The organism is Nocardioides sp. Z21_20, from assembly GCF_059766585.1.
Window position 1 is genome coordinate 86,868 of the sequence record NZ_JCBAJX010000002.1, and the last position, 25,682, is coordinate 112,549.

23 protein-coding genes are annotated in these 25,682 nt (G+C 72.5%); 11 read left to right on the forward strand and 12 right to left on the reverse strand.

What is annotated here, in order from left to right:
* Nucleotides 1-16 precede the first annotated feature (16 nt).
* The 3 genes from AC6EH9_RS03995 to AC6EH9_RS04005 all read left to right on the forward strand — a co-directional run bounded on the left by AC6EH9_RS03995 (nucleotide 17) and on the right by AC6EH9_RS04005 (nucleotide 5,230).
* Entirely contained in the window at nucleotides 17-2,890 is a 2,874-nt protein-coding gene (locus tag AC6EH9_RS03995; protein ID WP_498420792.1) for an FAD-binding and (Fe-S)-binding domain-containing protein, read from the forward strand.
* A 131-nt stretch (nucleotides 2,891-3,021) separates the two neighbouring features.
* Complete coding sequence (locus AC6EH9_RS04000; RefSeq protein ID WP_498420794.1) at nucleotides 3,022-4,206, forward strand: class I SAM-dependent methyltransferase; 1,185 nt, start codon at nucleotides 3,022-3,024, stop codon at nucleotides 4,204-4,206.
* Complete coding sequence (locus tag AC6EH9_RS04005; protein WP_498420796.1) at nucleotides 4,193-5,230, forward strand: hypothetical protein; 1,038 nt, start codon at nucleotides 4,193-4,195, stop codon at nucleotides 5,228-5,230. The genes AC6EH9_RS04000 and AC6EH9_RS04005 overlap by 14 nt, the downstream gene beginning before the upstream one ends.
* A 123-nt stretch (nucleotides 5,231-5,353) precedes the next feature.
* On the opposite strand, the gene AC6EH9_RS04010 is transcribed toward AC6EH9_RS04005, so the two are convergent.
* Entirely contained in the window at nucleotides 5,354-6,859 is a 1,506-nt protein-coding gene (locus AC6EH9_RS04010; protein ID WP_498420798.1) for an HNH endonuclease signature motif containing protein, read from the reverse strand.
* 240 nt (nucleotides 6,860-7,099) lie between these two features.
* Between AC6EH9_RS04010 and AC6EH9_RS04015 the strand changes: the two genes are divergently transcribed.
* The 3 genes from AC6EH9_RS04015 to AC6EH9_RS04025 are packed head-to-tail and all read left to right on the forward strand — an operon-like array spanning nucleotide 7,100 to nucleotide 9,478.
* Nucleotides 7,100-7,915 carry a patatin-like phospholipase family protein gene (locus AC6EH9_RS04015; RefSeq protein WP_498420800.1) on the forward strand — a complete coding sequence of 272 codons (816 nt, stop codon included), beginning with the start codon at nucleotides 7,100-7,102 and terminating at the stop codon, nucleotides 7,913-7,915.
* A gap of 44 nt (nucleotides 7,916-7,959) precedes the next feature.
* Nucleotides 7,960-8,964: a DNA topoisomerase IB gene (locus AC6EH9_RS04020; RefSeq protein ID WP_498420802.1), complete on the forward strand. Its 1,005-nt coding sequence runs from the start codon at nucleotides 7,960-7,962 to the stop codon at nucleotides 8,962-8,964.
* A 4-nt stretch (nucleotides 8,965-8,968) separates the two neighbouring features.
* Nucleotides 8,969-9,478 (forward strand): O-acetyl-ADP-ribose deacetylase, encoded by a 510-nt coding sequence (locus AC6EH9_RS04025; RefSeq protein ID WP_498420804.1) that lies wholly within the window; start codon nucleotides 8,969-8,971, stop codon nucleotides 9,476-9,478.
* 4 nt (nucleotides 9,479-9,482) lie between these two features.
* Here AC6EH9_RS04025 and serC read toward each other — a convergent pair whose 3' ends face one another.
* Nucleotides 9,483-10,607 carry a phosphoserine transaminase gene (gene serC / locus AC6EH9_RS04030; protein WP_498421682.1) on the reverse strand — a complete coding sequence of 375 codons (1,125 nt, stop codon included), beginning with the start codon at nucleotides 10,605-10,607 and terminating at the stop codon, nucleotides 9,483-9,485.
* Between the two features lie 179 nt (nucleotides 10,608-10,786).
* On the opposite strand from serC, the gene AC6EH9_RS04035 reads away from it, so the two are divergent.
* Both AC6EH9_RS04035 and AC6EH9_RS04040 read left to right on the forward strand, forming a co-directional pair.
* Nucleotides 10,787-11,341, forward strand: a complete 555-nt coding sequence (locus AC6EH9_RS04035; protein WP_498420807.1) for a GNAT family N-acetyltransferase — start codon at nucleotides 10,787-10,789, stop codon at nucleotides 11,339-11,341.
* 19 nt (nucleotides 11,342-11,360) lie between these two features.
* Nucleotides 11,361-11,987 carry a VldE C-terminal domain-containing protein gene (locus AC6EH9_RS04040; protein WP_498420809.1) on the forward strand — a complete coding sequence of 209 codons (627 nt, stop codon included), beginning with the start codon at nucleotides 11,361-11,363 and terminating at the stop codon, nucleotides 11,985-11,987.
* 93 nt (nucleotides 11,988-12,080) lie between these two features.
* Here AC6EH9_RS04040 and AC6EH9_RS04045 read toward each other — a convergent pair whose 3' ends face one another.
* Nucleotides 12,081-13,184 carry a citrate synthase 2 gene (locus tag AC6EH9_RS04045; protein ID WP_498420811.1) on the reverse strand — a complete coding sequence of 368 codons (1,104 nt, stop codon included), beginning with the start codon at nucleotides 13,182-13,184 and terminating at the stop codon, nucleotides 12,081-12,083.
* A 164-nt stretch (nucleotides 13,185-13,348) separates the two neighbouring features.
* Here AC6EH9_RS04045 and pdxH point away from each other — a divergent pair, with 164 nt between their 5' ends.
* The 3 genes from pdxH to AC6EH9_RS04060 all read left to right on the forward strand — a co-directional run bounded on the left by pdxH (nucleotide 13,349) and on the right by AC6EH9_RS04060 (nucleotide 17,932).
* Nucleotides 13,349-14,032 carry a pyridoxamine 5'-phosphate oxidase gene (gene pdxH / locus AC6EH9_RS04050; RefSeq protein ID WP_498420813.1) on the forward strand — a complete coding sequence of 228 codons (684 nt, stop codon included), beginning with the start codon at nucleotides 13,349-13,351 and terminating at the stop codon, nucleotides 14,030-14,032.
* A 121-nt stretch (nucleotides 14,033-14,153) separates the two neighbouring features.
* A complete protein-coding gene (locus tag AC6EH9_RS04055) occupies nucleotides 14,154-15,890 on the forward strand; it encodes an ABC transporter ATP-binding protein (RefSeq protein WP_498420815.1) in 1,737 nt (578 codons plus the stop codon).
* Complete coding sequence (locus AC6EH9_RS04060; RefSeq protein ID WP_498420818.1) at nucleotides 15,887-17,932, forward strand: ABC transporter ATP-binding protein; 2,046 nt, start codon at nucleotides 15,887-15,889, stop codon at nucleotides 17,930-17,932. Before AC6EH9_RS04055 ends, AC6EH9_RS04060 begins: the two co-directional genes overlap by 4 nt.
* Before the next feature lie 178 nt (nucleotides 17,933-18,110).
* Here AC6EH9_RS04060 and AC6EH9_RS04065 read toward each other — a convergent pair whose 3' ends face one another.
* The 9 genes from AC6EH9_RS04065 to AC6EH9_RS04105 form a co-directional block, all read right to left on the reverse strand.
* Nucleotides 18,111-18,359: a hypothetical protein gene (locus AC6EH9_RS04065; RefSeq protein ID WP_498420821.1), complete on the reverse strand. Its 249-nt coding sequence runs from the start codon at nucleotides 18,357-18,359 to the stop codon at nucleotides 18,111-18,113.
* Complete coding sequence (flhA, locus tag AC6EH9_RS04070) at nucleotides 18,356-20,398, reverse strand: flagellar biosynthesis protein FlhA (RefSeq protein ID WP_498420823.1); 2,043 nt, start codon at nucleotides 20,396-20,398, stop codon at nucleotides 18,356-18,358. The genes AC6EH9_RS04065 and flhA overlap by 4 nt, the downstream gene beginning before the upstream one ends.
* Nucleotides 20,399-20,473: 75 nt before the next feature.
* Nucleotides 20,474-21,634 carry an EscU/YscU/HrcU family type III secretion system export apparatus switch protein gene (locus AC6EH9_RS04075; protein WP_498420825.1) on the reverse strand — a complete coding sequence of 387 codons (1,161 nt, stop codon included), beginning with the start codon at nucleotides 21,632-21,634 and terminating at the stop codon, nucleotides 20,474-20,476.
* Nucleotides 21,631-22,392: a flagellar biosynthetic protein FliR gene (locus AC6EH9_RS04080; protein ID WP_498420827.1), complete on the reverse strand. Its 762-nt coding sequence runs from the start codon at nucleotides 22,390-22,392 to the stop codon at nucleotides 21,631-21,633. The genes AC6EH9_RS04075 and AC6EH9_RS04080 overlap by 4 nt, the downstream gene beginning before the upstream one ends.
* A 9-nt stretch (nucleotides 22,393-22,401) precedes the next feature.
* Complete coding sequence (fliQ, locus tag AC6EH9_RS04085) at nucleotides 22,402-22,671, reverse strand: flagellar biosynthesis protein FliQ (protein ID WP_498420830.1); 270 nt, start codon at nucleotides 22,669-22,671, stop codon at nucleotides 22,402-22,404.
* Nucleotides 22,672-22,682: 11 nt separating this feature from the next.
* Nucleotides 22,683-23,480, reverse strand: coding sequence for a flagellar type III secretion system pore protein FliP (gene fliP, locus AC6EH9_RS04090; RefSeq protein ID WP_498420832.1), 798 nt, complete (start codon nucleotides 23,478-23,480; stop codon nucleotides 22,683-22,685).
* On the reverse strand, nucleotides 23,477-23,929 hold the full coding sequence (gene fliO, locus AC6EH9_RS04095) for a flagellar biosynthetic protein FliO (protein ID WP_498420835.1): 453 nt from the start codon (nucleotides 23,927-23,929) through the stop codon (nucleotides 23,477-23,479). The genes fliP and fliO overlap by 4 nt, the downstream gene beginning before the upstream one ends.
* A gap of 3 nt (nucleotides 23,930-23,932) precedes the next feature.
* Nucleotides 23,933-24,766, reverse strand: a complete 834-nt coding sequence (fliN, locus tag AC6EH9_RS04100) for a flagellar motor switch protein FliN (RefSeq protein WP_498420837.1) — start codon at nucleotides 24,764-24,766, stop codon at nucleotides 23,933-23,935.
* Complete coding sequence (locus tag AC6EH9_RS04105; protein ID WP_498420839.1) at nucleotides 24,763-25,638, reverse strand: flagellar motor switch protein FliM; 876 nt, start codon at nucleotides 25,636-25,638, stop codon at nucleotides 24,763-24,765. Before AC6EH9_RS04105 ends, fliN begins: the two co-directional genes overlap by 4 nt.
* Nucleotides 25,639-25,682 lie beyond the last annotated feature (44 nt).

Consider the following 25,682-nt stretch of genomic DNA (forward strand, 5'->3'; position numbering starts at 1 on the left):
AGGAGACGTGACGACGGTGACTGGCGCGAGCCCCGGCAGCACGATCCCAGGCGGCGCGGCCCCGGGCGGCACGGGCCTGACCGGCGCGGACCTGACCGCCGAGCTGCGCCGGCGCGACGTGCTCGACGTGGACGACTCCACCCTCTCGCGGGCGCTGTACTCCTCGGACGCCTCGCTGTACCGGATCGTCCCGCAGGCGGTCGTGCGGCCCCGCCACACCGACGAGCTGCTCGCCGTGCTCGACGTCGCCCGCAGCCTGGGCACGTCGGTCACCATGCGTGGGGCCGGCACCTCGATCGCCGGCAACGCGATCGGGCCCGGCATCGTCGTGGACACCCTGCGCCACCTGAACAAGGTCGTCTCCCTCGACGTCGAGAGCGCCACCGCGCGGGTCCAGCCGGGCACCGTGCACGCCACCCTGCAGCGCGCCGCCACCGCGCACGGGCTGCGCTTCGGTCCCGACCCCTCGACCCACACCCGCTGCACCGTCGGCGGGATGATCGGCAACAACGCCTGCGGCTCCCGGGCCCTGGGCTACGGCCGCAGCTCCGACAACGTGGCCGGCCTCCAGGTCGCCTTCGGCAACGGCGAGCAGGCCGCGCTGGGCTCCTTCGCGGGAGCGGGCGTCGGCGACGGGGCCACCGCGGAGCGGCTCCGTGCGCTGGCCGGGGACCACCTCGGCCACGTGCGCACCCAGTTCGGGCGCTTCACCCGGCAGGTCAGCGGCTACTCCCTCGAGCAGCTGCTGCCCGAGCACGGCGGGCGCGTGGACCGGTTCCTGGCGGGCTCGGAGGGCACCCTGGGCCTGATCCTCGAGGCGGACGTCCGGCTGGTCCGCGACGCCCCGGTGCGCACGCTGGTGGTGCTGGGCTACCCCGACATGTTCGAGGCCGCGGACGCGGTGCCGGCGCTGCTCGACCAGCCGCTGGTGGCCTGCGAGGGCCTCGACGCGCGGATCGTCGACATCGTCCGCGCCACCGGGGGAGCGGTCCCCGACCTGCCGCGCGGCGCCGGCTGGCTCTTCGCCGAGGTGACCGCGGAGACCTCCGCCGAGGCCGACGCGCTGGCCAGGCGGGTGGTGGCCGCCGCCGGCGCCCTGGAGCACCGCGTCGTCGCCGACCCGGCCGAGGCCGCCGCGCTGTGGCGCATCCGCGAGGACGGCGCCGGTCTGGCCGCGCGCAGCCTCAGCCGCCCGGCGTACTCCGGCTGGGAGGACGCCGCCGTGCCGCCGCAGCACCTCGGCGCGTGGCTGCGCGACTTCGATGCGCTGCTCAAGGACCACGACCTCGACGGCGTCCCCTACGGCCACTTCGGGGACGGTTGCGTGCACGTGCGCATCGACTTCCGCTTCGAGGACCAGGGACGCGGCTTCCGGGCGTTCCTGCTCGACTCGGCGCGGGCCCTGCAGAAGTACGGCGGGTCGCTCTCGGGTGAGCACGGCGACGGGCGGGCCCGCTCCGAGCTGCTGCCGCTGATGTACGACGAGGACTCGATGCGGCTGTTCGGGGCCGTCAAGGCGATCTGCGACCCCGACGACCTGCTCAACCCGGGCGTGCTCGTCGACCCCGACCCGCTGGACGGGGCCCTGCGCCCCGGGCGCCCGCGCCACGAGCCGCTGCCGATGCTGCGGCTGACCCACGACTCCGGGTCGCTGGCGAACGGCGCGCACCGCTGCACCGGCGTCGGCAAGTGCATCGCCGGGCCGGGCGGCGGCGTGATGTGCCCGTCGTACGACGCGACGCGTGAGGAGAAGGACTCGACCCGCGGTCGCGCCCGGGTCCTGCAGGAGGCGCTCGACGGCGAGCTGGTCCACGGCCTGGACGACCCGGCGGTCCACGAGGCGCTCGACCTGTGCCTGGCCTGCAAGGGCTGCGGACGCGACTGCCCGACCGGTGTCGACATGGCGACCTACAAGTCCGAGGTCCTCCACCAGCAGTACCGGGGCAAGCGCCGGCCCCGCACCCACTACACCCTCGGCCGGCTGCCGACCTGGGCCCGGCTGGCCCAGCCGGTGAGCCCGCTGGCCAACCGCGCGCTCAAGCTCGGCCCGCTGGCCCGCGCGGCCAAGGCGACCGCCGGGCTGGACCAGCGTCGCTCGATCCCGACGTTCGCGCCCAAGTCGCTCAAGCAGCAGGCGAAGGCGCGCGCGAAGGCTCGGACGAAGGCCGGTGCACCGGGCCCCACGCAGACCCCGGACGTGTGGATCTGGGCGGACTCCTTCACCAACCACTTCCTGCCCGGTGGCGCGATGGCCGCGATCGAGGTGCTCGAGGCGGCCGGTCTGCGGGTCGAGGTGATCCCGGAGCCGGCGTGCTGCGCGCTGACCTGGATCACCACCGGCCAGCTGGACAAGGCCCGCTCGATCATGGCGCGCACCGTCGCCACCCTCGCGCCGTACGTGGCGAGCGGCGTGCCGATCATCGGCCTCGAGCCGTCGTGCCTGGCCACCCTGCGCAGCGACGCCGTCGAGCTGCTCGACGACCCGCGCGCGGTGGAGGTGTCGCGCGGCGTGCTCACCTTCGCCGAGCTGCTCGAGCGTCAGGGCTGGACCCCGCCGGACCTCACCGGCGTGGAGATCGTCGCCCAGCCGCACTGCCACCACTCCTCGGTGCTCGGCTGGGAGGCCGACGAGCGGCTGCTGCGCCGGGCGGGCGCCAGCGTCACGAAGGTCGGCGGTTGCTGCGGGCTGGCCGGCAACTTCGGGGTCGAGAAGGGGCACTACGAGGTGTCGGTGGCGGTCGCGGAGACCCAGCTGCTCCCGGCCGTGCGCTCCCACCCGGACGCGATCGTGCTCGCCGACGGGATGTCGTGCCGCATCCAGCTCGACGACCTCGCGGACGTCCCGGCGATGCACTTGGCCGAGCTGCTCGCGTCTAGGATCGAAGGGTGAACCCCCGCCATCGCAGACTCGTGATCCCCCTCGCGCTGGCGGCGCTGATCGTCATCGTCGTCATCGCCTCGTTCCTCTAGACCGTCACCCGGAGCACCGTGTCCGAGCCTCTTCTCCGCGTCCTGGCCCGCATGCGCGGGCACCTGCTCGACCCCGAGGGGCTGGTCCGCGCCGTGGCGACCGGCCGCCAGAAGGGCCAGCAGCCACGCTGGAAGCGTGTCGAGCTGCGCTACGTCGACCTCAAGGCCGGACGGCACCTGCAGGTCACCGCGTACGACGACACCCAGGCGCACACCAGCAACCACCTCGCCGGTGACGCCGCCCGCGACGCCGTCGACGACCTGCTCGACGAGCCCTTCGCCAACTGGCACGTCGAGACCACCACCCAGACCCACCAGGTCCGGGTCACCAAGAAGCTCGAGGCGCTCGTGCACACCGCGGACCGGGCCGCCGAGGTCGAGATCGACCGCGGGCACGACCGCGACAAGCCACGGCTGCTGGCCGAGGACGACCCGGTCCTCCGGGCACTGGGGATCTCCGACGCCCAGGGCCGGATCAAGCCCACCCGGCAGGCCAAGTACCGCCAGGTCGAGGAGTTCCTCCGGCTGCTCGACAGCTCGCTGACCGAGGCCCTGGACGGCGGCCACCTGCGCAAGCCGACCGCCGAGGAGCCGCTGCGCATCGTCGACCTCGGCTGCGGCAACGCCTACCTGACCTTCGCCGCGCAGCACTACCTCTCCGCCGTCCGCGGGCTGCCCGTCGCGCTCACCGGAGTCGACGTCAAGGAGCAGTCGCGCGAGCACAACAGCTCGGTCGCCGCGGACCTCGGCGTGGACGCGACGTTCGTGGTCGGCACCATCGCCGGCGCACAGCTCCCGGAGCCGCCCGAGGTGGTGCTGGCGCTGCACGCGTGCGACACCGCGACCGACGAGGCGCTGGCCCGCGCGGTCGGCTGGGGGGCGTCGCTGGTGCTGGCCGCCCCCTGCTGCCACCACGACATCGCCGCGCAGCTGCGTCGCAACCCCACCCCCGCGCCGTACTCGCTGCTGACCCGGCACGGCATCCTGCGCGAGCGGTTCGCCGACACCCTCACCGACGCGCTGCGAGCCTCGTTGCTGCGGCTGCAGGGCTACCGCGTCGACGTCGTGGAGTTCGTCGGCAGCGAGCACACCCCGCGCAACACGATGTTGCGGGCGATCCGCACCGGCAGCCCGGTCAAGGGCGGCGGCGTGCGCAAGGAGTACGACGAGCTGGTCGCCACCTGGGCCGTCCAGCCGAAGCTGGCGCTGCTGCTCGAGGAGCATGTGGACGCGTGAGGCGGCGGGGGCTCTGCTGCTGACCGTCCCCTTCGTCGTCGGGCTGAGCGCCGAGAGCGGGTCCGGTGCGCCGCCGGACGTGCTGTTCTCCTTCGCCGATCCCGAGATCGTCGAGTCCAGCGGCCTGGTCGCGGGCGACGGGCTGGTCGTGACCGTCAACGACTCCGGTGACGCGGCCCGTGTCTTCACCGTCGACGCGAGCACGGGGGAGACGGTGGGAGTGACCCGGTGGGACCCGGGGACCGACGACGGGGAGCCCGAGGACATCGAGGCGCTCGCCCCCGGACCGGGCGGTGACGGCGAGCGCACGGTGTGGGTGGGCGACATCGGCGACAACGGCTCGTCGCGCGAGGTGGTCCGGGTGGTGCAGGTGCCGCTCGGTGCAGGCGAGCTGCAGGGCTCGCAGCCGACGATCGACCTGGTCTACCCCGACGGCGCGCGCGACGCGGAGACGCTGCTGGCGCACCCCGGGACGGGGCGGCTGTTCGTGGTCAGCAAGTCGGTCTTCGGGGGGACGCTCTACGCCGCGCCGGAGGAGCTCGACGCCTCGGGGAGCAACCAGCTGGAGGCGATGGGGCCGGTGCTCGGGGTCGCCACCGACGGCGCCTTCTTCCCCGACGGGCGGCACGTGATCGTGCGCAGCTACACCCGGGCGGTGGTCTACACGTTCCCCCAGCTGGCGGAGGTGGCGTCGATGGACCTGCCCGAGCAGCAGCAGGGCGAGGGCATCGCCGTCGACGAGCGCGGGCGCGTGCTGCTGAGCTCGGAGGGGCTGAAGGCGCCGGTCCTGGAGCTGAAGCTGCCCGCGGAGGTACGCGACCTGGTCAAGGCGAGGCCGGCGCCCGGGGGTGCCGATGACGCCGAGGCGGGAACGCCGTCCGGGGGAGCGGACACGAGCGGTGCGCCCTCCTCGGACATCGCCGGGCTGCCTCGGGAGGCCTGGGGCTGGCTGGCCGGTGCCGGAGCGCTCGCGTTGCTCGCCCTCGTGGTCGGGAGAGCCAGGCGGCGCGGACGCGGATGGTGACGGACTACGAGCCGATCGCCTCGGCCGCCCGGATGACGTAGCGCAGGTCGCGTCACGGACATGGAGTCGACCAGCAGGACGAGCTCGTGCTCGGAGGACACCTCGCCCGTGGTCAGTTGAGGTCTATTCGCGGCGTGGTCGGTGGCGGGTCCAGTCGGGTGGCGGCGGGTCCGGCCAATCGGCGCGGTGACCGTCCTGGTGCTGGCCGTGGCTGTGGTGAGGCCGTCTGCGGCCCGGGGGTGGCAGGAACTCCGGTAGTCGGTCGTGGGCGTTGAGCCGGACCCGCCAGGGGCTGTGGTGCAGCGTGCGGTGGTGGTGGCCACAGAGAAGGACCAGGTTGTCGAGTGACGTGGCCCCGCCGTCGGCCCAGTGGACGAGATGGTGGGCATGACACATCACCGGGGGCCGGGTACAGGCCGGGAACGCACAGTGCCGGTCGCGAACGACGAGCGCGCGCCACAGGGCCGGGGTGACCAGGCGGTGGGCGCGGCCGACGTCGAGTTGTTCACCGGGCCCGCCGAGGGCGACGGGGATCAGGTCGGCGTCGCAGGCCAGCCGGCGTGCGGTGGCCGCGGACAGGGTGAGGCCTTCGTCGGTCACTCCCAGCCCGGCGGCCAGGTCGTCGGGCAGCGCGGTCCCGAGGAGCGACCAGTCGATGCCACCCTCCGAAGCGGCGAAGTTGCCCTCAGCAGTGGTGGGCGCCTTGCAGTCCAGGTGACGGGTCAGGGGCGTGTAGTCGATAGTGACCGTGACCCGCGGCCGAGCGCCATGCGACTCCGGTGCCTGGTCGGTGTCCAGGGCGTGCTGGGCGGTCTGGATCAGCGCATCCCACAACCGCGCACCATGATCACGCGGATCCAGCACCTCCCCCGAGCACCCCTCACCCTCGGCGTCCTCGCTCAACGCCGGCTGGGGCTTCGTCAGCGGGAGCAGCGCGGCCTTGAGAACCGCGGCGTCCTCCACTGACCCACGGCCCTTGAGGCGGATCCCGCCGGCGCCGTCGTCGACCAGGGACAGGAACCGGTCCAGGTGCGCGGCCCGTTCGGCGCGGTCCAGCGCCTTCTCCAGGTCCCGCTCGGTGCGCTCGGGGTCGACGACGTGAACCAGGTGCCGCGCGGCCTTGGTCAGCTCCGAGGCATCCAGGCGCTCGGCCTCACCCAGCAACAGCGCCTCAGCGTCCTCGCGCAGGCGCGGGTTGCGGGGCAACTGCTCGACCGCATCCAGGATCACCGCGGCCTGCTCGGGTGAGACCCGGCCCGCGCGCAGCGCCGCCAACGTCGCGTGCCGGTCTCCGCACAACAGCCCCGCATGGTCGACCGCCCGCTTGCCCTGAGCACGGCGCAGCCCACCCAGGTGGGTGAGCCAGTCCCCGGTGGAGGCCCAGGCCCGTTCGGTCTTGGCTGCGGCACGGGCGTGGATCTCGCCCAGCAGTTCGGCCTCGACCGCGGCCAGGTGCGCCCGCAGCCCCTCCAAGGCAGCAACCCCGTCCATCAGCTCCTCGGAGGTCCTGCTGGCCCACAGCACCGAGTCCAACCCGGCCAGGGCCTCCTCGGCGCAGGAGATCACCGCGACCGCGCCACCAGCGGCACCGTCACCGGTGCCATCTGCGAGGCCGAGTGTGATCTCCATGACACTCACTCAAGCAGGCGCCACCGACAATCCCCTCCCCGCTGACCTGCCTCGATCCGAATCTGTGGACAACAATCGAAATGGGACTCCCCAGCCCAGAGACTCTCCACAGCTGTGGCACCGCCAGCACCAGCGGCTTCTTCTGCCCCACCGGTGACACGACCCGTCGGGACGTTTGCCCCTGCCCACATGGGTACCGTGCGCCGGATACTGGGCAGTAGGACCCCACCTGGAGGCGACATGGCGAACAGGCACAACGGACTCGTGGTCGCCCTCAACGGCCGACCAGCGCTCCTCGAGGCCCGGCACCGACTCGCGATGGTCTACGGCGGGGGTGGCGTCTTCGGCATCGCCTTCACCGCCGGCGTCGCAGCGGGCCTCGCCGCGACCGGCGTCCCCGTGCGGAGCGCGCCCTCGCTCGGCACCTCCGCAGGGTCATGGACCGCGTCGGCGATCGCGCTCGGGATGACCTACGAGGAGATGGGTCGCGCCCCGGTCACGCCGGTGCCCAACAGCCGCTCGGGAATCCTGGCGGACGCCGCCCGGATGCTGTTCGGTGAGACCACCCATCCGCTCGTCTCCGTCTCCGCGGTGGCGCTGCGCAGCGGCCGGCGGCACATCCTGGACGGGGGACGCTATCCGCTCGCCGACCTGGTGGCGGCCTCGTCCGCCGTACCCGGGCTGCTGCCGCCGCACCGGGTCGACGGACGGCTCTACATCGACGGTGGGATGTGGTCGGCGACCTCGGTCGACGCGGCGGCGCAGGCCGACCACGTGATCGTCGTGGCGCCGCTCGCCGGGACCGTGATGGGGCCGATGGGGCGCACCGCCGGGTTCCTGCTCCAGCGTGAGCTGAGCCGGTGGCGGTCGCGGCACCCGGACAGCACCGTCACCCTCATCCGTCCCACCCGCGCGATGGCCGAGATCGCCGGTGTCCGCCCGCTCGCGCTCTTCGACGGTGAGCGGGCCCGCGCGGTCTACCCGCTGGCAGTGAAGCTGGGGCGCCGGCGCGGCGAGCAGCTGCGGGCGCAGCTCGAGGCCGGCCCGGCGGCCTGACGCACGGGGTTTGACGCGCCCCCCTCGTGGCAACCTGCACCGGCATGGTGCGGTTGCGCAGGACCTCGCCCGACCAGCCGGGCTGGACCCGGCGACGGGCGGGGCGTGGGTTCGTCTATCTCGATCAGTCCGGGGACCGGCTTCCGGACGAGGCCGTCGAGCGCATCCGGGGCCTGGTCATCCCGCCGGCGTGGCGCGACGTGTGGATCACGCCGTACGCCAACGGCCACCTCCAGGCCGTCGGCACCGACGACGCCGGAAGGCGCCAGTACCTCTATCACGACGACTGGCGAACCCGGCGCGACGCGGAGAAGTTCGAGCGCGTGCAGGCCTTCGGCGAGGCCCTCAGCAAGGCGCGAGAGCTGGTCGTGACCGACCTCGGCCGCCAGGGGATGCCCCTCGAGCGCGCCTGCGCGGCCGCGGTCCGGCTGCTCGACCTCGGCTACTTCCGGATCGGCAACGACGTCTACGCCGACACCAACGGCAGCTTCGGGCTGACCACGCTCGAGCGACGCCACGTGCGCCGCCGCGACGGGAGGCTGGTCTTCATGTTCACCGGCAAATCCGGTGTCGAGCACCGCATCGAGATCGACGACGAGGTGGTGGCCGAGGCGATCCAGGTGATGCGGCGCCGGCGCCACGAGGACCCGCGGCTGCTCGCCTACAAGAACGGCCGCTCCTGGCGTGGGGTGCTGCCGGTACTGGTCAACGACTACGTACGCGAGACCACCGGCCTGGACGGGTCGGCCAAGGACTTCCGCACCTGGCACGCGACCGTGCTGGCGGCGGCGGCCCTGGCCGAGACCCAGGAGCACGGCGAGAGCGCGGCCTCGCGCAAGCGGGCGGTCTCGGGGGCCATGAAGGAGGTGTCGTCGTTCCTCGGCAACACCCCGACGCTGGCCCGCTCCTCGTACGTCGATCCGCGGGTGATCGAGGCCTACGAGCACGGGCAGACCATCGACCTGAGCACGGCGCACGTCGCCGAGGGCGCCGACGCGCGGCAGGTCGCAATGGAGCGAGCGGTCCTCGACCTGCTGCGCGAGGAGTGAGCCGGTGCGGATCAGCGTGGTGGAGGGCGACATCACCCGCCAGGACGTCGACGCGGTGGTGAATGCCGCCAGCCGGGCGGTGCGCGGGGGCGGGGGAGTCGACGGCGCCATCCACGCTGCGGGCGGCCCGGCGATCCTCGAGGACTGCCGGCGTCGCCTGCCCGACGGGCTGGCGACCGGCCGGGCCGGCTGGACCACGGCCGGGGAGCTGCCCGCGCGCTGGGTCATCCACGTCGTCGGACCGAACTACCGCGCGGGGGAGACCGACCGCTCGCTGCTCACCTCCTGCTACGCCGAGGCGCTGCGGGTCGCCGACGAGCTCGGGGCGCGCACGGTGGCGTTCCCGCTGGTCAGCGCCGGGATCTACGGCTGGCCCCGGGACGACGCGATCGCCGCCGCGCTGGAGACGCTGCGCGACACACCCACCCAGGTCGAAGAGGCCCGCATCGTCGCCTTCGGGCGGGCGGCGTACGGCGAGCTGCTGGCGGCCCTGCGCGCCGCGGGTCTCGGCTAGGAGATCAGCCCAGCCGCTCCACCACGTAGTCGATCGACGCGGTGAGCGCCTCGACGTCGGCGGGGTCGACGGCGGGGTACATCGCGATCCGCAGCTGGTTGCGCCCCAGCTTGCGGTAGGGCTCGGTGTCGACGATGCCGTTGGCGCGCAGCACCGCGGCCAGGGCGGCGGCGTCGACGGAGTCGGCGAAGTCGATGGTGGCGATCACCAGCGAGCGGTGCGCGGGGTCGGTGACGTACGGCGTCGCGACGGCGCTGCGCTCGGCCCAGCCGTAGAGCGCGCTGGAGGAGGCCGTGGTCCGCTCGACCATCCCGGCCAGCCCGCCGCGAGCGTTCATCCAGTCCAGCTGCTCGGCCATCAGGAACAGGGTGGCGACCGACGGGGTGTTGTAGGTCTGGTTCTTGGCGGAGTTGTCGATCGCGGTGGGCAGGTCGAAGAAGGCCGGGATGAACCGGTCCGACGCGGCGATCTCGGCGGCCCGGTCGAGGGCGCGCGGCGACATCGTCGCGAGCCACAGGCCGCCGTCGGAGGCGAAGCACTTCTGCGGGGCGAAGTAGTAGACGTCGGTCTCGGCGAGGTCGACGGGCAGCCCGCCCGCCCCCGAGGTGGCGTCGATCAGCACCAGCGCGTCGTCGTCGGCGCCCGCGGGACGTGCCACCGGCGCCATCACCGCGGTGGACGTCTCGTTGTGCGCCCAGGCGTAGGCGTCCACGCCCGGCTCGCCGACCGGGTCGGGTCGGGAGCCCGGGTCGGCGGCGATCACCGACGGCTCGTCGAGCCACGGCGCCCGCCGGGCGGCCTGGGCGAATTTCGAGGTGAACTCGCCGAACGTGAGGTGCTGGCTGCGGCGCCGGATCAGGCCGTAGGTCGCGATGTCCCAGAACGCCGTGGCCCCGCCGTTGCCGAGCACGACCTGGTAGCCCTCGGGCAGCGAGAACAGCTCGGCGAGCCCTTCGCGGACCCGGCCGACGACCTGGCGCACCGGGGCCTGCCGGTGCGACGTCCCCATCAGCGCGGTGCCGGTGGCGGCGAGCGCGTCGAGCGCGGCGGTGCTGACCTTCGACGGGCCGGCGCCGAAGCGCCCGTCCACCGGCCTCAGCTCGGCGGGAATCGTGATCGCGTCCGTCACCTTGTCGCTCACGGGCAACCTTTCGGGGGTCGAGGTGGTCGTGGGTGACGACGCTGTCAGCCACCCCTATTGTGACAGCCGGCGCGAGCGCGGGCACAGCCGACGCCGCGCCGGCGCAGGCACAGGCGCACGCATGGACGCACGCACGGGAACACACGCGGGAAAGAGAAGGGACCAGGATGGCGGACAGGCTCGCCGGGGAGCTGGAGATCCGACGGGTGGGCTTCGGCCACCCCGACGCGCTGCGGCTCGTGGACGAGGTCCAGGCCGAGTACGTCACCCGCTACGGCGGCCCGGACGACACCCCGCTGGAGCCGGCCATGTTCGAGCCGCCGACCGGGTCCTTCTTCGTCGGCTACCTCGACGGTCGGGCCGTCGCCACCGGCGCCTGGCGCCGCCGCAGCGACCTCGAGGTCCTCGGAGCCCGCGAGAGCGCCGAGATCAAGCGGATGTACGTCGCGCCCGAGGCGCGCGGGCGCGGCCACGCACGGCGGATGCTCGCCCACCTCGAGCAGACGGCCGCCGAGGCCGGGGCGGGCGTGCTGGTGCTGGAGACCGGGATCCGCCAGCCGGAGGCGATCGCGCTCTACGTCAGCTCCGGCTACGTCGAGGTGGAGAAGTTCGGCTACTACGCGGACTCGCCGATCTCGCGGTGCTTCGGCAAGGCCCTGGCCGCAGATGCCGGCTCCGCACATGCCGGCTCCGCGCAGGAAGCGCGGACGGGGCGCGACTGAACCTCCTAGCGTCGGCGGGGTGATCTCCTCTGCGCCCTCCCGGCCCCGCTCCGCGCTGTCCGCCGCCCCGTCGCCCGCCGCCCTCGGTCGGGCGCTGGTGAGCGTGCTGGCGCTGGTCCTGCTGGTCCCGGCGCTCGCGGCCGGGCCCGCGCACGCGGCGATCGAGGACTACGCGTCGTACCAGCCTCAGCAGCGCTGTGCGCCGCACGCCAAGCCCGGCACCCGGGTGCTCGCCGGCTGGCTGGTGCGCAGCTTCGGCGGAGCCGGCGGCCCGCTGTCGCGCAGCTGCACGGGCGGGGGCGTCTCGGAGCACAAGGAGGGGCGGGCCGTGGACTGGACCCTGGACGCCACCGACCCCGCCGACGCGGCCCGGGCCCAGCGCTTCCTGGCCCGTGCCTTCGCCACCAACGCCTGGGGCAAGGAGCACGCGCTGGCCCGGCGGATGGGGGTCATGTACGTCATCTTCGACGACCGGATCTACTCCAGCTACGACCGGTTCGCCGGGCGGCCCTACCTCAACTCCTCGTGCAAGCGCCGGGCCCGCTGCTCGGTGACGCTGCGCCACCGCGACCACATGCACATCTCACTGAGCCGGGCCGGGGCGCGCGGGGCGACCAGCTGGTACCGCAACCGGCTGCCCCGCTGACACGCTGAGACGCTGCCCCGCTGACACGCCTCAAACGCACCGGGCCGGCACGGACGAGGTCCGTGCCGGCCCGATGCCGGGGGTGTGAGCGGGCTACTTGCTCCAGGCCTCGTTCCAGCCGTCGATCGAGTCGGCCGGTCGCGAGGAGGGGCCAATGTAGATCGCGGAGGGCCGGATCAGCCGTCCGGTGCGCTTCTGCTCCAGGATGTGCGCCGACCAGCCGGCCGTGCGCGCGCAGGTGAACATCGAGGTGAACATGTGCGGGGGCACCTCGGCGAAGTCGAGCACGATCGCGGCCCAGAATTCGACGTTGGTCTCCAGCACGCGGTCGGGACGACGCTCGCGCAGCTCGGCGAGGGCCGCCTTCTCGAGCGCCTCGGCGACCTCGTAGCGGGGCGCGTCGAGTTCCTTGGCCGTGCGGCGCAGCACGCGGGCACGGGGGTCCTCGGCGCGGTAGACGCGGTGGCCGAAGCCCATCAGCCGCTCGCCGTTGTCGAGCAGCTGCTTGACGTAGGCCTCCGCGTCGCCGCTCTCCTCCACGTCGCGGATCATCCCGAGCACCCGGGACGGGGCGCCCCCGTGCAGCGGACCGCTCATCGCGCCGATCGCGCCGGAGAACGCCGCGGCCACGTCGGCCCCGGTGGAGGTGATCACCCGGGCGGTGAACGTCGAGGCGTTCATCCCGTGCTCGGCGGCCGAGCTCCAGTAGGCGTCGATCGCCTTGACGTGCTTGGGGTCGGCCTCACCCTTCCAGCGGATCATGAACCGCTCGGCGAGCGTGGCGCCCTTGTCGACCTCGCGCTGGGAGACGACCGGCTGGTCGAGCCCGCGGGCGGCCTGAGCGGCGTACGAGAGCACCATCACGGCGACCCGGCTGAGGTCCTCGCGGGCCTGCTCGTCGGAGATGTCGTAGGTCTGGCGCATCCCGAAGGCGGGGGCCAGCATCGCCACGGCGGCCTGGACGTCGACGCGGATGTCACCGGTGTGCACCGGGATGTTGTACGGCTCGGCGGGGGGCAGCCCGGGCTCGTAGGCCCCGTCGATGAGCAGGCCCCAGACCTTCTCGAACGGGACGCGGCCGACGATCTCTTCGATGTCGACGCCGCGATAGCGCAGCGCGGAGCCCTCCTTGTCGGGCTCGGCGATCTCGGTCTCGAAGGCGACGACGCCCTCCAACCCGTGGTGCACCTCGGTCATGAGGCTCCTCTGCTGTGAATTGCTGCCTGAATGCTGTGGGGGTGGTGCCGATCGGCGAGGGCCGGGCGCGTGTGCGCGCCGCGGTCGCCCCACGCATTCTGCACCCCGGTGGCCTGTGGTGAAACACGCGAGCGCCCCGGGGCCCGGCTGGCTAGGCTCGGGACATGACCGACGGCGCCCGTTCCCCGAGGCCGGCGCCCGGCCTCACCCCCGCTCTGGCCGCGCTGCGCGAGGAGTACACGCGCGGCGGTCTCGAGGAGGGCGACCTCGCCGAGGACCCGGTCACGATGTTCGCGCGGTGGTTCGCCGACGCCCGATCCGCGGGGCTCTACGAGCCCAACGCGATGGTGCTCTCCACGGTCTCCGCGCAGAGCAGAGCCTCCTCGCGGATGGTGCTGCTCAAGGGCGTCGACGCCGAGGGGTTCGTCTTCTTCTCCCATCGCGGCTCGCACAAGGGGCGGGACCTGGTCGCGAACCCCTCCTGCGCGCTGCTCTTCCCCTGGCACCCGCTCGAGCGCCAGATCCGCGTCGAGGGGACCGCGAGCGAGCTGTCGCGCGACGCGGTGCAGGACTACTTCGCCCAGCGCCCGCGCGGCTCCCAGTTGGGTGCCTGGGCCTTGCCGCAGTCGCGCGAGGTGGCCGGCCGCGCCGCCCTCGCCGCGTCGTACGACGAGGTCGCGGCGCGCTTCCCCGACGACGAGCCGGTGCCGGCGCCCCCCGAGTGGGGCGGCTGGCGGGTCTCCCCGGAGTCCGTCGAGTTCTGGCAGGGCCGGCCCGGCCGGATGCACGACCGGCTCGTCTACGAGCGGGCCGGCGCGGGCTGGCGCACGTTCAGGCTGGCGCCGTGAGTCTCCTGTCGGTTTCCCCGGTCGACCGGGGAAGCCTGAACTTGTCGGCCGAAATTTCGCCGGACAACATCAGCGATACCCGGCCGGCCGGGGAAACCACCACCCCCAGGAGTGCCCCCTGATGCTGCTGAGACTCCTGCGCCTGCACCTGGCGCCGTACCGCTCCTGGCTGGGCGCGGTCCTGGTACTGCAGTTCGTCGGGGTGGTGGCGATGCTCTACCTGCCGAGCCTGAACGCCGACATCATCGACGACGGCATCGCCCAGGGGGACACCGGCTACATCCTGCGCGCCGGTGGGCTGATGCTCGCCGTCTCGCTGGTGCAGATCGCCTGCTCGGTGGGGGCGGTGTGGTTCGGCGCGCGCAGCGCGATGGCCTTCGGTCGCGACGTGCGCGCCGCGCTGTTCCACCGGGTCACCACGTTCTCGGCGCGTGAGGTGGCCGAGTTCGGCTCCGCGTCGCTGATCACCCGCGGGACCAACGACGTCCAGCAGGTGCAGATGCTGGTGCTGATGACCTGCACGGTGGCGATCTCCGCGCCGATCATGATGGTCGGCGGCGTGGTGATGGCGCTGCGCGAGGACGTCGGTCTCGGCTGGATCCTGGCCGTGGTGGTGCCCGCGCTGTTCCTCGCGGTCGGGCTGGTGGTGAGCCGGATGGTGCCCAGCTTCCGGCTGATGCAGGAGCGCATCGACGCGGTCAACCGGGTGCTGCGCGAGCAGATCACCGGGATCCGGGTGGTGCGAGCCTTCGTGCGCGAGCCGGAGGAGGTACGGCGCTTCGCGGTTGCCAACGCCGAGCTGACCGAGGTCGCCGTCCGCGCGGGGCGGTGGATGGCGACGCTCTTCCCGCTGGTGATGCTGGTCGTCAACGTCTCCAGCGTCGCGGTGATCTGGTTCGGTGGGCATCGCGTCGACTCCGGCGAGATGGAGGTGGGGGCGCTGACCGCGTTCCTGTCCTACCTGATGCAGATCCTGATGTCGGTGATGATGGGCACCTTCATGCTGATGATGCTGCCGCGCTCCGCGGTCTGCGGCGAGCGGGTGCTGGAGGTGCTGCAGACGCCCTCGTCGGTGGTGAGCGCCGCCGACCCGGTCACCCCGGACCCGGGCAGGCGCGGCTGGCTCGACCTGGACGGCGTCGCCTTCGCCTACCCCCGCGCGGAGGCGCCGGTGCTCTGCGACGTCACGTTCTCGGCGCGGCCGGGCCAGACGCTGGCCGTGGTGGGCTCGACCGGTGCCGGCAAGACCACGCTGGTCAACCTGGTGCCGCGGCTCTTCGACGCCACCGCGGGCGTGGTGCGCGTGGCGGGCGTCGACGTGCGCGACCTCGACCCCGAGGCGCTGTGGAGCCAGATCGGGCTGGTGCCGCAGAAGGCGTACCTGTTCAGCGGCACCGTCGCCAGCAACCTGCGCCACGGCCGACCCGAGGCCACCGACGAGGAGCTCTGGGCCGCGCTCGAGGTGGCGCAGGCGGCCGACTTCGTCCGGGCGCTGCCCGACGGGCTCGACGGTCCCGTCAGCCAGGGCGGCACGAACTTCTCCGGCGGCCAGCGCCAACGGCTGGCGATCGCCCGGGCGGTGGTGCGCCGACCGGGGATCTACCTGTTCGACGACTCCTTCTCCGCGCTCGACCTGGCGACCGACGCCCGGCTGCGCGCCGCCCTGCGACCGGTCACCCGCGACGCCACCGTGGTGATCGTGGCCCAGCGGATCGCGACGATCCGCGACGCCGACCTGGTGCTGGTCCTGGAGGGCGGGCGCATCGTGGGACGGGGCACCCACGACGAGCTGCTGCGCGACTGCGCGACGTACCAGGAGATCGTCAGCTCCCAGCTCGCCACCGAGGACGTCGCATGAGCACCCGCGACGCCCAAGCCCCCGGCAGCCAGCCCGCCGGCGACCAGCCCGCCAACGGAGGCAGCCAGCCCGCCAAGGGCAAGGCGTTCCAGGCCACCGAGCGCATCGACGCCGGCCCCGGCGGCCCCGGCGGCCCGGGCCGCGGACCGCACGGCGCGATGGTCGCGCAGAAGGCGATGACCTTCGGCCCCTCGGCCAAGCGCCTGGCAGCGCGGATGCGCCCCGAGCGGCTCAAGGTCGCCGCGGTGGTGCTCCTCGGCGTGCTCAGCGTCGCGCTGATGTCGATCGCGCCGCGCATCCTGGGCCACGCCACCGACCTGGTCTTCGCCGGGTTCATCGGCCGCAGCCTGCCCGCCGGCACCACCCGCGAGGAGGTCGTCGACGGGCTGCGCGCGCGTGGTGACGACACCCGCGCCGACATGATCGCCGCGATGTCCGACCTGGTCCCCGGGCAGGGGGTCGACTTCGACGCGGTGGGCCGGGTGCTGATGCTCGTGCTGGCCGTCTACGTCGTCGCGTCGCTGCTGGCCTGGCTGCAGGGCTACATCCTCAACGAGGTCGTGCAGCGCACCGTCTACCGGATGCGCGAGGACGTCGAGACGAAGATCAACCGGCTGCCGCTGGGTTACTTCGACCGCTCGCCGCGCGGAGAGCTGCTCAGCCGCGTCACCAACGACATCGACAACGTCAGCCAGACCCTGCAGCAGACGATGAGCCAGCTGCTGACGTCGCTGATGACGGTGCTGGCGGTGCTGGGGATGATGTTCTGGATCTCCCCGCTGCTGGCCCTCGTCGCGCTGGTCTCGGTGCCGGTCTCGCTGCTGGTGACCCGCGCGATCATGCGGCGCTCCCAGGGGCTGTTCGTCGCCCAGTGGCGCGGCACCGGCCGGCTCAACGGCCACGTCGAGGAGGCGTTCTCCGGGCACGCGCTGGTCAAGGTGTTCAACCGCCGCGAGGAGGTCGAGCGGACCTTCGCCGAGCACAACGACGAGCTGTTCGACGCCAGCTTCGGAGCCCAGTTCGTCTCCGGGCTGATCATGCCGGCGATGATGTTCATCGGGAACGTCAACTACGTCCTGATCGCGGTCATCGGCGGTCTGCGGGTGGCCAGCGGTTCGCTGTCGCTGGGCGAGGTGCAGGCGTTCGTGCAGTACACCCGCCAGTTCACCCAGCCGCTGACCACGCTCGCCTCGATGATGAACCTGCTGCAGTCCGGCGTCGCCTCGGCGGAGCGGGTCTTCGAGCTGCTCGACGCCGATGAGGAGCCGGCCGACCCGCCGCCCCTTCCCACGCCCGCCGTACGGCGCGGCGAGGTGGCCTTCGAGCACGTCTCGTTCCGCTACGAGCCGGACACCCCGCTGATCGAGGACCTGTCGCTGGTGGCGCGGCCCGGCCAGACGGTGGCGATCGTCGGACCGACCGGGGCGGGCAAGACGACGCTGGTCAACCTGGTGATGCGCTTCTACGACATCGACGCCGGGCGGATCACCCTGGACGGCGTGGACATCACCACGATGCCGCGCGGGGAGCTGCGCGGCCAGGTGGGGATGGTGCTGCAGGACACCTGGCTGTTCGCCGGCACGATCCGCGACAACATCGCCTACGGGCGTCCCGGCGCCAGCGAGGAGGAGATCCTGGCCGCGGCGCGAGCGACGTACGTCGACCGCTTCGTGCACGCGCTGCCCGACGGTTACGACACGCTCCTCGACGAGGAGTCCGGCAGCCTCAGCGCGGGCGAGCGGCAGCTGGTCACCATCGCGCGCGCGTTCCTGGCCGATCCGGCGCTGCTGATCCTCGACGAGGCGACCAGCTCGGTGGACACCCGCACCGAGCTGCTGGTCCAGCACGCGATGGCCGCGCTGCGCCGCGACCGCACCTCGTTCGTGATCGCCCACCGGCTCTCGACCATCCGCGACGCCGACCTGATCCTGGTGATGGAGGACGGCGCGATCGTCGAGCAGGGCACCCACGAGGAGCTCCTGGTGCGCGACGGCGCGTACGCCGCGCTGCACCGCTGGCAGTTCGCCGCCGCGGTCGACTAATCGCTTGTCGGCTCCCGGCGCCGGGCGTAATTTGGAAGGACACGGGAAAGGAGGTGGTCCGAAAGATGAAGTCTTCGAGGACGCGTGAGGTGGCTGCTCGCTAGCAGCTCCACCGCCGACGGCAGTGTCGATGCCGCTGGCAATTCCAGGGCAGTCACCCGGCCCGCAGGCGAACCGGTCAGTCCTCCGGTTCGGGCGATACGTCGCCGAGCCTGCGGGCCGTTCCCGTTCCCGTCTCCGGCGCCGTCCTGGGCGCCCACCGCGACATCCGGGCGGCCAGGCTGAGCACCGCCCAGAGCGCCAGCAGGCACAGCAGCCAGCGCTGCACCGCCACGTCGGCCGACAGCGTCCGGTCCACGTGCACCGCCCACCAGGCCGGGGCGGTGAGCAGGGACCCGGTGACGACGGCGACCGCGAAGGGGTTCACGCCAGCACCGCCAGCCGGTCCTCAGCGCTGACGACGCCCTCGGAGTGGATCTGCTCGGCGCCGGTGAGCTCCTGGTAGGAGAGCACCGGCAGCTTGGGCAGCATCGTCTCCACCAACCGGCGCACCGCCGGACGGACCTGCGGCGCGCAGACCAGCACCGGCGGCAGGTTGCGGTTCTCGGCCTCGGTGACGAGCTGCGCCAGGTGGGTCAGCATGGCCTGACCGATGTCGGGGGAGATGGCGATGGTCGCCCCGGTGTCGGTGACGCGCAGCGACTCCAGGAGCTGTTGCTCGAGGCGCGGCTCGAAGGTGATCACGTGCAGCGACTTCTCGACCAGGTACGGCGCGACGATGCCGGGCCCGAGCGCGGCGCGCGCGGCCTCGACCAGGGCGTCGGCGTCCTTGGTGCGCGCGGCCCGCAGGGAGAGGGCCTCGAAGATCCGGACCAGGTCGCGGATCGCGACACCCTCGCTCAGCAGGGCCTGCAGCACCCGCTGGACCTCGCCGAGGCTGAGCTGCGCCGGGGTGAGCTCCTCGACCACCACCGGGTGCGAGCGCTTGACCACCTCGGTGAGCATCTTGACGTCCTCGCGGCCCAGCATGCTCGCCGCGTGCTGGGTGATCACCTCGGCCAGGTGGGTGGTGATCACCGAGGCGCGGTCCACGACGGTGGCGCCGCTGAGCTCGGCCTGGCTGCGCAGCTCGGCGGGGATCCACTTCGCCTCCAGCCCGAAGACCGGCTCACGGGTGGGCTTGCCGGGCAGCGAGCCCAGGAAGTCGCCGATCGCGAGCACGGTGCCCGAGGGTGCCTCGCCGCGGGCCACCTCGGTGCCGAAGAGCATGATCGCGTAGGTGTGCGGTGGCAGGTCCAGGCTGTCGCGGGTGCGCACCGGGGGAGCGACCACCCCGAGCTCGCCGGCGATCTTGCGGCGCAGCGCCTTGACCCGGTCCAGCAGGTCGCCGCCGACGCTGGGATCGACCAGGTCGATCAGGTCGACGGCCAGCTCGAGACCGAGCGGGTCCACCTGGATCTCGGCCACCAGCTGCTCGGGCGACTCCGCGGTGGGCAGCGCCTCGGGGGCGGTCTTCGCCATCTCGACCGGGACGCTCTCGCGGGGGATCCGCGAGGAGGCCAGCAGCATGATCCCGCCGGCGAAGAGGAAGGGGATCTTGGGCAGCCCGGGGATCAGGCACAGCCCGAACGCCGCGAAGCCGGCCACCCGCAGCGGCGTCCGGTTGGCGGTGATCTGCCGGACGATGTCGGAGCCCATGTCCTCGTCGGCGGTGGAGCGGGTCACGATCAGGCCGGTGGCCACCGACAGCAGCAGGGCGGGGATCTGCGAGACCAGCCCGTCGCCGACGGTGAGCAGGCTGTAGGTCTGCACCGCCTCGCCGAAGGGCATGCCCAGTTGGGCCACCCCGACGGCGAAGCCGCCGAGCAGGTTCACGATCGTGATGATGATGGCGGCGATCGCGTCGCCCTTGACGAACTTGGACGCGCCGTCCATGGCGCCGTAGAAGTCGGCCTCGCCGTGCACCTCGGCGCGCCGGCGGCGCGCCTCCTCCTCGTCGATGAGCCCGGAGTTGAGGTCGGCGTCGATGGCCATCTGCTTGCCGGGCATCGCGTCGAGGGTGAACCGGGCGCCGACCTCGGCGACCCGGCCGGCGCCATTGGTGATGACCACGAACTGGATGACGAGCAGGATCACGAAGACGATCAGACCGACGATCAGCGAGCCGCCGACGACGAAGTGGCCGAAGGTGTCGATCACCTTGCCGGCGTAGCCGTCGAGCAGCACCAGGCGGGTGGCGCTCACGTTGAGCGCCAGCCGGAACAGCGTCATCACCAGGATCACCGCGGGGAAGGCGGCGAAGTCCAGCGGCTTGTGGACGAACATCGCGACCATCAGCACCAGCAGCGCGCCGGTGATGTTCAGCGCGATCAGCATGTCCAGCACCACCGCGGGCAGCGGGACGACCAGCATGACCACGATCATCACGATGCCGACGGGCACGCCGAGCTGGGTCAGACGCTTCATGGGGACCTTTCGGAGGGTCGCTGCAGCCAGTGCCCTCCGTGGCACCTCACCTGCGCCATCCTGGCGTCCGCCTGCTCATCGGCTCGCCCGCGCGACAACTGAAGGGCTCGCCGTCGCGGCGGTCGGCCGGCGGCGCCGGATCGGGCTGGTCTCGAGCAACGTCTCGAGGCCGCGGGGGGTGTCGTGGCTGCCCCCGCGCTGACCACGGGTGCGCCGGCTGATCACGAAGGCCAGCACCTGGGCCACGGCGCCGAAGAGCTCGGTGGGGATCTCCTGGCCGACCCGGGTGGAGGAGTAGAGCGCGCGGGCCAGCGGCACGTCGCGCACCAGCGGCACCTCGGCCTCGCCGGCGGCCTCGCGGATCCGGGCGGCCACCACCCCGGCACCCCGGGCCACGACCCGCGGCGCGCCGTTCTCCGGGTCGTAGCGCAACGCCACGGCCACGTGGGTGGGGTTGACCAGCACCACGTCCGCCGTCGGCACGTCGGTCATCATCCGGTTGCGGGCAGCGGCCAGCTGACGCGAGCGGATCGCGCTCTTCACCAGCGGATCGCCCTCGCTCTGCTTGTGCTCGCGCTTGACCTCGTCCTTGGTCATCCGCGCCGACTTGCCGACCTTGCGGCGCTGGAAGGCGTAGTCGGCCACCGCCAGCACCACGCCGGCCACCGACACGTTGATGACCAGCGACCTGGCGTCGTCGGCGACCGTCTCCAGCACCATCGGCACCGGCGCCAGCGTGCCGACCATGGGCATCAGGCCCTTGATCGAGAGGTAGCCGAGGTAGGTGACCACGCTGGCCTTGAGCAGCATCTTGGCGCCCTCCCAGAGCGCCTGGAGACCGAAGACGCGCTTGGCGCCCTTGATCGGGTCGAGCTTGGACAGCTTGGGCTTCAGGGACTTGGTGGCGAGGTAGAAGCCGCCCTGGGAGAGCGCGCCGGCGACCCCGACGACCATCACCGCGACGCCGAGCAGCAGCAGCGCCAGCGCGATGTGCTTGGCGCCGCCGGCGGCGAGCTGCAGGGCGAGCGCGGGGCTGGCGCTCTCACCCGCCCGGAGGCTGGCGATCATCAGCTCGCGCAGGCTCTCCAGCTCCAGGCCCAGGAGCTTGGGCAGGAACGCCCCGACCAGCAGCATCGAGGCCCAGGCGCCGAGCTCCTGGGTGCGGGGGACCTGGCCCTCCTTGCGGTTCTCCTTGTTCTTCTTCGGTGTCGGCTTCTCGGTCTTCTCCTCGCTCATGACACCCCCGCCAGCGTGGCCATCGCCTCGTTGGCCAGATCGACCAGCCGGGAGAGCACCTCGGGCAGCACCGGGAAGGAGAGGCCGAGCAGGAGCAGGGTGAGCGCGATCTTGACCGGGAACATCACGTTGATCGCGTTGAGCTGGGGCGCCACCTTGGTCAGCAGGGCGAGGGCCAGGTCGGAGACGAACAGCACCGCGATCATCGGCAGCGCGATCTGAACCGCGGTCACGAAGAACATGCTGAACGCGGTGGTGACCACGACGTGGATCCGGTCGAAGTCCGGGCTCGCGCCGAGGGGGAGGAAGTCGAAGGTCTTCAGCAGCCCGCCGATCACCAGCAGGTGGCCGCCGGTCACGAAGAGCAGCGTGGTGGCCAGCAGCTGGTGGACCTTGCCCATCACGGTGCTCGAGTTCATGGACAGCGGGTCGAAACCCTGGGCCAGCGAGAAGCCGCCGAAGACGTCGATCAGGGCGCCGGCGGCCGCGATCGCCGCGAAGAGCAGGTGGGTGACGAAGCCCATCGAGAGCCCGATCATCACCTGGGTGGCGATGCCGACCGTCAGGTCCACCGCCCCGGTGGAGATCCCGGCGGCCGACGGCGTCGCCGCCAGCCCCAGGCCCAGCGCGATCACCATCTTGGCCATGCCGGGCACCGAGCGGCCCGCGAACGGCGGGACCACGGCCAGCCAGGCGAGGATCCGCACGGAGGCCAGCAGGTAGGCGATGAGCGGCTCGCCGGCGATCGTCAGCGTCATGGCGGGCGCCTAGCCGAGCAGAGCCGGGAGGCGCTCGAAGAGATCGACGGTGAAGTTGATCATCGTGGCCAGCATCCAGTTGCCGCAGACCAGCAGCGCGACGCCGACGGCGAGCAGCTTGGGCACGAAGGCCAGGGTGAACTCCTGGATCTGCGTCATCGACTGGAACAGCGAGATGACGAAGCCGACCACCAGCGAGGTCAGCAGGATCGGCGCGGAGAGCTTGAGCGCGACCATCATGGTCTGCATGGCGATCTCGATGATCGCGGTGTCGGTCATCTTCCCGCGCCCTATCCGTAGCTCGCGACGAGGGACTTGATGACCAGCGCCCAGCCGTCCACCAGGACGAAGAGCAGCAGCTTGAACGGCAGCGAGACCATCACCGGCGGCATCATCATCATGCCCAGCGCCATCAGCGCTCCGGCCACGACGATGTCGATGACCAGGAACGGGATGAAGATGATGAAGCCGATGATGAAGGCCTGCTTGATCTCGCTGAGCACGAAGGCCGGGGCCAGGGTGGTGAGGCCGACCTCGTCGCGGTTGGCCGGGAGCTCGCGGTCGGCGACGTTGGTGAGCAGCCGCAGCTCCTCGTCGCCGGTGTTGTCGAGCATGAACTCGCGCAGCGGCTCCACGCCCTCGGTGAACGCCTGGCTCGAGGTCTTGTCGCCGTCGAGGTAGGGCTGCACACCGAGCTCGTTGATGTCGGAGAGCACCGGTCCCATGATGAAGAGGCTGAGGAACAGCGCGAGCCCGGCGAGCACCTGGTTGGGCGGCGTCTGCTGCAGCCCCAGCGCGTTGCGGGTCAGGCCGAGCACGATCAGGATCTTGGTGAAGCTGGTGCAGGTCAGCACGATCGCCGGGAGCAGCGAGAGCAGCGTGAGGCCGATCAGCGCGGTCACCGACGTGCCGGGGTCGTCGGTCAGCCCGTCGAGCTCGATCGTGACGCTGGAGCCCTCGCTGGGACCGCCCGGTCCGCTCGGCCCGTCGGGAGCGGCGTACGCCGTGCCGACGGCCGTGAGCAACCAGAGTGAGACGACGAGCAGGACCAGGGCCAGAGCCCGGCGCCCGGTGCCAGACAGGGTCACGGGGTCCGCCTGCTGGCGGCGGTGAAGGCCTGGCGCCAGGTCTGCGGGCTGAGCACCGACCCGACCAGCGGGCCGGTGCCCGCGGAGGTGGGCACGGACGCCCGGGCGCGGTCGGAGCCGGCGCGGTCGGAGCTCGCGCGGTCGGATCCGGGAACGCCGAGCAGCGCCAGCGCGGCCACGTCGGCCTCGGTGTCGACGTCCTCGATCTCCTCGGGCTCGAGCTCGGCGAGCACCCGGACCTGCTGCTCGGTCACGCCCAGCACCAGCACCCGGGACCCGACCGTCACCACCGACACCGAGGACGAGCGGCTCAGCGCCTGGCGCTGGACGACCCGGATCAGTGCGTCCCGGTTGCCCCGGAAGCGCCGCGAGGTGAAGCGCGCCAGCAGCATCAGCAGGCCGATGACCGCCGCCAGTGAGAAGGCCAGGCGGAGGCTGAGCTCGAGCAAGCCTCAGCCCGCCGACGAGTCGGTGACGATCTCGGTGACGCGCAGGCCGAAGTCCTCGTCGACGACGACGACCTCGCCCCGGGCGATCAGCCGGCCGTTGACCAGCAGATCCGCCGGGCTGCCGGCCGCGCGGTCGAGCTCGAGCACGGCGCCGGGGGAGAGTGCGAGCAGGTCGCGCACGGTCATCCGGGTGCGGCCCAGCTCGACGGTGACCTCCATGTCGACGCCGTGCAGCATCTCGATGCCGCGACGCGGGACCGAGGCGCTGCCGCTCTGGGGGGTGCTGCCGGTCATCGGGAGCGCGTCGTAGGCGGCCGGGCTCACCTGCTGCGTCTGCGCGGAGGCAGGCGAGGCGGTGGCGGTGGGCTCCGCGCCGGTCCGCTCGGCGGCGGCCAGCGCGTCGTGCAGGGTGGCGTCCTGGAGCAGGACGGCGGCCGCGAAGCCGCTGCCGAGCAGCGGCACGACCGTGAAGTGGGGCCCGAGATCGCCGATCACCAGGGTCAGGTCGACCGCCCGAGCCGGGCCCACCTGGGTGCCCAGTGCTCCGGCGACCACGTCGAGCGTCGGCTGCACCGCGGCGGCCAGGTCGAGCCCGCCCAGCGGGCTGGACTCCAGCGCGGACACCAGGTCCTGGGCCACCAGGAGTCCCAGGCGACCGGTGACCGGTCCCTGCAGATCGGCCGTCACCGCGGCGGCGAAGGCGGCGGTGACGTGCGCGGTGCCGGGCTGGGCGCCCATGGCGACCAGCGGGTCGGCGGACGGCAGCACCTCGGCCGCGGCGGTGGCCGCGGCGGTCGCCAGCTCGGTCAGCCGGTCGGCGAGGGGGGCGGTGGTCATTGGTTCTCCTTGGGGGTGCCCACGATGAGGGCGGCGAGGCGGGGGCCACGGGCCCCGGCGGTGGCGTGGGCGAAGGTGGTGCCGTCGACCACGACGTCGAGGGGGGCGGAGGCGGGATGTCCCAGGCGCAGCACGTCGCCCTGGCGGAGGTCGCCGAAGTCGTCGGGGGACAGCCGGGTGGGACGGAAGCGGACCGCGATGTCGACCGGGACGCTCTGGAACTGGGTGGCGAGCTCCTCGGCGGCACGGGCGCGGTGCTGACGCTCGCGCTCGGAGACCGGCGAGGGAGCCGCCGCCCGCACCAGGTGCGGGAGCAGCTCCTGGAACGGCAGGCACACCGTGAGGGGGTGGCTCTGCTCGTTGATCTTCAGCTCGAGCGAGGCCACCACCATCACGTCGGAGGCGCCGGCGACCTGGGCGAACTGCGGGCTGTACTCCACCCGGCTGACGCTGGGCTCCAGGGTGAGGATGCCGGCCAGCGAGTAGCGCATCTCTCCGAGCAGCCGCTCGACGAGCCCGGCGACGACGCTGGCCTCGATCTCGCTGAGCGGGCGCCGCGGCTGCTGGGGGCCGCCGTGCCCGCCGAGCATGTGGTCGACGCACGACATGGTGGCCAGCAGCGGCAGGTTGAACACGCACTGGGAGCTCAGCGGGTCCGCGCTGAAGATCGTCAGGTACGACGAGGCGTCCAGCGAGTCGATGTACTCGGCGTAGCTGCGCTGGTCGATCGAGGTGAGGTAGACCGACGAGACCATCCGCAGCGACGAGGTGAACACCGTCGTGGCCTGGCGCGCGAAGCCGTCGAAGGCCAGCTGCAGCATCCGCGAGTGCTCGCGCGAGAGCTGGATGGGGCGGCGGAAGTCGTAGGGCACCGGCTCGCTGCGGGTACGCCGACGCGCACGACCGGACTGCGGGG

What these genes read in the sequence shown, in the direction of transcription:
- AC6EH9_RS04000 (WP_498420794.1), top strand. Translation starts at nt 3,022, where the DNA reads ATGCGCGGGCACCTGCTCGACCCCGAGGGGCTGGTCCGCGCCGTGGCG.
- AC6EH9_RS04005 (WP_498420796.1), top strand. Translation starts at nt 4,193, where the DNA reads ATGTGGACGCGTGAGGCGGCGGGGGCTCTGCTGCTGACCGTCCCCTTC.
- AC6EH9_RS04010 (WP_498420798.1), bottom strand. Translation starts at nt 6,859, where the DNA reads ATGGAGATCACACTCGGCCTCGCAGATGGCACCGGTGACGGTGCCGCT.
- AC6EH9_RS04015 (WP_498420800.1), top strand. Translation starts at nt 7,100, where the DNA reads ATGGCGAACAGGCACAACGGACTCGTGGTCGCCCTCAACGGCCGACCA.
- AC6EH9_RS04020 (WP_498420802.1), top strand. Translation starts at nt 7,960, where the DNA reads ATGGTGCGGTTGCGCAGGACCTCGCCCGACCAGCCGGGCTGGACCCGG.
- AC6EH9_RS04035 (WP_498420807.1), top strand. Translation starts at nt 10,787, where the DNA reads ATGGCGGACAGGCTCGCCGGGGAGCTGGAGATCCGACGGGTGGGCTTC.
- AC6EH9_RS04045 (WP_498420811.1), bottom strand. Translation starts at nt 13,184, where the DNA reads ATGACCGAGGTGCACCACGGGTTGGAGGGCGTCGTCGCCTTCGAGACC.
- pdxH (WP_498420813.1), top strand. Translation starts at nt 13,349, where the DNA reads ATGACCGACGGCGCCCGTTCCCCGAGGCCGGCGCCCGGCCTCACCCCC.
- AC6EH9_RS04055 (WP_498420815.1), top strand. Translation starts at nt 14,154, where the DNA reads ATGCTGCTGAGACTCCTGCGCCTGCACCTGGCGCCGTACCGCTCCTGG.
- AC6EH9_RS04060 (WP_498420818.1), top strand. Translation starts at nt 15,887, where the DNA reads ATGAGCACCCGCGACGCCCAAGCCCCCGGCAGCCAGCCCGCCGGCGAC.
- flhA (WP_498420823.1), bottom strand. Translation starts at nt 20,398, where the DNA reads ATGAAGCGTCTGACCCAGCTCGGCGTGCCCGTCGGCATCGTGATGATC.
- AC6EH9_RS04075 (WP_498420825.1), bottom strand. Translation starts at nt 21,634, where the DNA reads ATGAGCGAGGAGAAGACCGAGAAGCCGACACCGAAGAAGAACAAGGAG.
- AC6EH9_RS04080 (WP_498420827.1), bottom strand. Translation starts at nt 22,392, where the DNA reads ATGACGCTGACGATCGCCGGCGAGCCGCTCATCGCCTACCTGCTGGCC.
- fliQ (WP_498420830.1), bottom strand. Translation starts at nt 22,671, where the DNA reads ATGACCGACACCGCGATCATCGAGATCGCCATGCAGACCATGATGGTC.
- fliN (WP_498420837.1), bottom strand. Translation starts at nt 24,766, where the DNA reads ATGACCACCGCCCCCCTCGCCGACCGGCTGACCGAGCTGGCGACCGCC.